Source organism: Streptomyces niphimycinicus (assembly GCF_018883605.1).
In the GTDB taxonomy this organism is placed as follows: domain Bacteria; phylum Actinomycetota; class Actinomycetes; order Streptomycetales; family Streptomycetaceae; genus Streptomyces; species Streptomyces niphimycinicus.
Genome location: NZ_JAHLEM010000808.1, coordinates 1 through 4,671 on the forward strand (window position 1 = coordinate 1; position 4,671 = coordinate 4,671).

Below are 4,671 nucleotides of genomic sequence, written 5' to 3' on the forward strand. Positions count from 1 at the left end.
GTCATCTCGACCGGGTCCAGGCCGCGGGTCTGCCGCCGCAGCCGCCTGCTCACCAGGGCGGTGCCGCCGGTGGCGAGGACGAGGGAGGCGGAGACGGCGCCGACGAGCAGCGGAAGCTGACGGTTGGCGAGCCCGCTCACCTTCTGGATCGTGATCCCCGCGCCCACCAGGCCGACGACCTTGTGATGGCTGTCGAAGACGGGTGCCACGGCGTCCATCGCCTCGCCCAGTGTGCCGGGGCCGGTGTCGACGGTGGTGTGCCCGTGCAGCGCCGGCTCGATGTTGCCGACGTAGTGCTTGCCGATCCGGTTGAGCTTGGGGTGGGTGTACCGGATGCCCTTGTCGTTCGTGACCACGACGAAGTCGAGCCCGGACTTCTTCCGGACGGCCTCGGCCTTCGGCTGGAGCACCTTGGTGGGGTTGGGGCTGTGCAGGGCCTGCACGATGCCGGGGGAGTTGGCGAACGCCTCGGCGACCGCGACGGACCGGCCGCGGGCCTCGTCGGTGGCGTCGTGCCGCACCTGGAGCACCAGGGCGACGGTGGCCGCCGCGCCGAGCAGCAGCACGATCACGAGTTGCAGGATGAAAACCTGCCCGGCGACGCTGCGAACGTTCAGCCACGATCGAAAGCGCCGGCCCGCCACCTCCGGGCGCTCCCGGCGCCGACTCCGTGGGCGCCGACCGGGGATCATGCGGGCAGCCCACGATCGACCCATAAACCGGGCCATACACATACATCTACACCGGGAAATCCCGGAAGGCGAATCTCTACTTCCGTCGGCCGGGCGCGAAACGACAAGGCGCATAGGGTGGGCGACTTTCCGTGCCGAATCGATTACGGAGTGCTTTCCCGGGGCGTATCCACGATGGCGAGGTGCCGAAGCCGGGGGTCTATGCAAATCTGAGAAAAAGGGCAATTCACCCTTATTGCCGTCAATCGGTGCCGACACGACATCGATTGCGCCTGACGAAGGAGCCCGACATGGCCAGTCACGCCGGTGGAGTTCAGACAGGGGTCGCCCCGGGCCACGCGCACCGGGCAGTGAGCGGATGGCTCGTCTTCGCGGCGGTCATGATGATCTTCAGTGGGCTGATGAACCTGCTCCAGGGCATCTCGGCCATCCGGACCGACCGGGTGTTCCTGGTCACGCAGAGCTATATCTTCCAGTTCGACCTGGCCGGCTGGGGCTGGGTCCACTTCGGCGTCGGCATCGCCCTCCTGCTCGCCGGGTTCGCGGTGTTCACCGGTGCGATGTGGGCCCGGGTCACGGGTGTGGTGCTGGCCGGGCTCGCGCTGATCGCCAACTTCCTGTGGCTGCCGTACTACCCGGTCTGGGCCACCGTGCTGCTCATCATCGACGCGCTCGTCATCTGGTCGCTGTGCGCCGGGCCGAGCCGCGGCGGCGCGGGAGGACGCGGCGAGATGGGGGGACGGGGCGAGGCGGGAGGACGCGGCGAGATGGGAGGTCGCGGCGAGACGGGACGTACCGCCTGAGAGCCGGGACGCCTGGCTTCCCGGCAGGGTGCGGGGCAGGCTGGAGCCATGCTGCTGGCCGATGTCGCGCTGACCTCCCGCCAGGTCGCGGCCACCGCCGCCCGCTCGGAGAAGATCGCCGCGCTGGCCCGGCTGTTCCGGCGTACGGAACCGGCCGAAGCGGCCGTGGTGATCACCTACCTCGCGGGCAAACTGCCCCAGCGCCGGACCGGAGTGGGCTGGTCCACCCTGCGCCACCGCCGGGAACCCGCCGCCGAGCCGACGCTCGCGGTGCTCGATGTGGACGAGGCGCTGACCCGGGTCGCGGCGGTCTCCGGCACCGGCGCGACGGCGGCCCGCAAGCGGCTGGTGGGCGAGCTGCTGACCGCCGCGACCAAGGATGAGCAGGGCTTTCTGCTCGGCCTGATCGGCGGGGAGCTGCGGCAGGGAGCCCTGGAAGGGCTGGCCGTGGAGGGGCTCGCCGAGGCGGTGGGCGCACCGGCCGCCGAGGTGCGGCGGGCGGTGATGGTCGGCGGTTCGCTGGGCACCGTCGCCGAGGCGCTGCTGGCGCGCGGACCGGAGGCGCTGGCCGAGTTCCGGCTCGAGGTGGGGCGGCCGGTGCTGCCGATGCTCGCGCAGAGCGCCAAGCACCTGGACGAGGCCATGGACCGGCTGGGGCCGTGCGCGGTCGAGGAGAAGCTGGACGGGATCCGGGTGCAGGTGCACCGGGACGGCGAGGACGTACGGATCTACACCCGCACCCTCGACGAGATCACCGACCGGCTGCCGGAGGTGGTCACGGCGGCGCGGGAGCTGGCGGTGGACCGGGCGATCCTCGACGGTGAGGTGATCCTGCTGGACGCCGAGGGGCGGCCACGGCCGTTCCAGGAAACCTCCGCCCGGGTCGGCTCCCGGCTCGATGTGGCCGGGGCGTCGGCCGCGCTGCCGCTGTCCCCCGTCTTCTTCGATCTGCTCGTGGTGGACGACGACGTTCTGCTCGACCTCCCGGCCCGCGAACGCCATGCCGAACTGGCCCGGATCGCCCCCGGGCCCCGGCGGGTGCGGCGGCTGGTGGCCGACGACCCGGCGGATCCGGAAACCCGGCGGGCGGCGCGGGAGTTCGCCGCCGACGTGCTGGCCCGGGGGCATGAGGGGGTGCTGGTCAAGTCGCTGGAGGCGCCGTACGGCGCGGGCCGGCGCGGGGCGTCCTGGCTGAAGGTCAAACCGGTGCACACACTGGATCTGGTGGTGCTGGCGGCGGAATGGGGGCACGGCCGCCGCAGCGGGAAGCTGTCCAACCTCCATCTGGGCGCGCGAGCGGCGGACGGCACGTATCTGATGCTGGGCAAGACCTTCAAGGGGCTCACCGACGCGATGCTGGAGTGGCAGACGCAGGCGCTGCTGGGGATCGCGGTCAGTGACGACGGCTGGGTGGTGCGGGTGCGGCCGGAGCTGGTGGTGGAGGTGGCCTTCGACGGGCTTCAGCGCTCGTCCCGCTATCCGGCGGGCGTCACGCTGCGGTTCGCGCGGGTGCTGCGCTACCGGGAGGACAAGCCCGCGAGTCAGGCGGACACGGTCGAGGCGGTGCTGGCGCTGCGGGGTGGGTGACGGGGCTTGGCGCCTGCGGCGGGCTGTTCCTCCCCTGCCCGCCCCTTCCCGCAACCGCGCCCCGCGCCCCGCGCCCCGCGCCCCGGGGTGCGGGACGCGGGGCGCGGGGCGGTCCGGGGTCGCTCCGGATGGGCGGGGGTCAGGATGGGTTCTCCGCGTGGGTCAGGGTCTCCCAGCCCAGGAAGAGGCTGTTGGTGCCCGCCGGGCGCTGCTGTTCGGTGAGCTTCTGGGTGTTGGCCATGGCGATGCCGAGGCGGGTGTGCAGGGCGTTGTAGCCGACCTCGGTGATCGGGCCGAGGCCCCGCTTGACGCTGCCGCCGCACAGCCAGGACGGCACACCCTCGCCCAGTTCGTACTTCGACTGGAAGCCCAGCGCCTGCCGCAGCCGCTCGCCCACCTCGGGGTAGAGGTCCTGGCCCTGGATGCGGCTGGTCTCGGCGACATGCGCGATGGAGGCGATGCCGTATCCGGTGTGAGTGAAGTCGCGGCAGGTCTCCTGGGTGAGGCCGGTGACGAAGGTCGTCTGGCCCTGCCAGTACTTGACGATCTTGTCGCGGGTGTCCAGGCCGCTGCCGGGCGCGGTCTTGGGCAGGGAGCCGTCGGGCTGGAGGTAGATGTACGCCGGGACGCGGCCGCGGAATTTCGCGACGGCCTTGTCATAACTGGCCCGGTCGTCGAGGAAGACGGAGATACCGGTGGCGGCCTCCATCATCACCAGCTCCCAGTTGCCGTTGGAGTTCGAGCCGCCGATGACCTTCGGGAGGTAGACGTTCCGCAGCATGGTGGAGAAGCGGCTGATGGAGGCGTCCGACCAGCCGTGATAGGTGTAGCGGATGATCTCGGCCGCCCGGGGCCAGGAGGATCCGGCCCAGCCGGTCTGGAGCGGGGCGTTGCTGTTGGTGTGGTCCTTGATGGTGGCGGACCAGGCGTCCATGATCTGGATCGCCTTCTCGGCGTAGCGGCTGTCCCGGGTGATGTACCAGGCCAGCGAGAGCGAGTAGGCGGCGAGCGCGTCCTGGCGCTCATCGGTGCAGCCGAGGTTGGGGTCGGAGTACGGCCCGCATTCGACGACCGCCCGGGGCTTGGGGGTGCGCGACAGCGAGGCGTACGGGCTCGACAGCATCGCGTCGTACGCGCCCTTCCAGGGCTGCGCGCCGGCGTTCACCTTGGAGCGGACGAAGTCGAGCTGGGCCTGGCTGACCAGGACCCCGGGGTGGGTGAAGGCGGCGGCGGCCTTGGGTTCGGCGGACCGCTGGGCCTGTCCGGCCGTGGCCGGACCGCTGAGGATGCCCGCGAACAGCGCGGCCAGCGCCGCGGCGAGGGCGAGATACAGGGCTCTGGTGCGCATGGGGGCGGCTCCTGACGGTGGGGTTCGCGTATATGAACGACGGATGCCGACATGAACTCCTGCGATGCTCCGGGAAGTTAGCCCATGAACACGTCAAGGTCTAGACCTGCGGGGCGTAGGAGAGAATGTGCGCCCCGCCCCGATCGAGAGGCCCCAGCGTGGAGACGACAGTCGCCGAGGACCAAGGCACCGGCCCCGGCCGCCCGTCCGGCGCCCCGCGCGGCGCCCGGGGCCCCCGGGG

At 71.5% G+C, this 4,671-nt stretch carries 3 protein-coding genes and 1 pseudogene; 2 read left to right on the plus strand and 2 right to left on the minus strand.

Features of this window, described 5'->3' with window-relative positions:
• Positions 1–692, minus strand: a pseudogene (locus tag KN815_RS43175) (histidine kinase); the annotation flags it as partial.
• A gap of 290 nt (positions 693–982) precedes the next feature.
• Here KN815_RS43175 and KN815_RS43180 point away from each other — a divergent pair.
• On the plus strand, positions 983–1,495 hold the full coding sequence (locus KN815_RS43180) for a DUF7144 family membrane protein (RefSeq protein ID WP_253209605.1): 513 nt from the start codon (positions 983–985) through the stop codon (positions 1,493–1,495).
• Between the two features lie 48 nt (positions 1,496–1,543).
• The gene (locus KN815_RS43185; RefSeq protein ID WP_216347224.1) at positions 1,544–3,082 is read left to right on the plus strand and encodes an ATP-dependent DNA ligase; all 1,539 of its coding nucleotides are present in this window, start codon (positions 1,544–1,546) and stop codon (positions 3,080–3,082) included.
• Positions 3,083–3,221: 139 nt separating this feature from the next.
• Here the strand turns inward: KN815_RS43185 and KN815_RS43190 are convergent, their stop codons facing one another.
• Positions 3,222–4,430, minus strand: coding sequence for an alginate lyase family protein (locus KN815_RS43190; RefSeq protein WP_216347225.1), 1,209 nt, complete (start codon positions 4,428–4,430; stop codon positions 3,222–3,224).
• Positions 4,431–4,671: the final 241 nt, after the last annotated feature.

What these genes read in the sequence shown, in the direction of transcription:
- KN815_RS43180 (WP_253209605.1), top strand. Translation starts at nt 983, where the DNA reads ATGGCCAGTCACGCCGGTGGAGTTCAGACAGGGGTCGCCCCGGGCCAC.
- KN815_RS43185 (WP_216347224.1), top strand. Translation starts at nt 1,544, where the DNA reads ATGCTGCTGGCCGATGTCGCGCTGACCTCCCGCCAGGTCGCGGCCACC.
- KN815_RS43190 (WP_216347225.1), bottom strand. Translation starts at nt 4,430, where the DNA reads ATGCGCACCAGAGCCCTGTATCTCGCCCTCGCCGCGGCGCTGGCCGCG.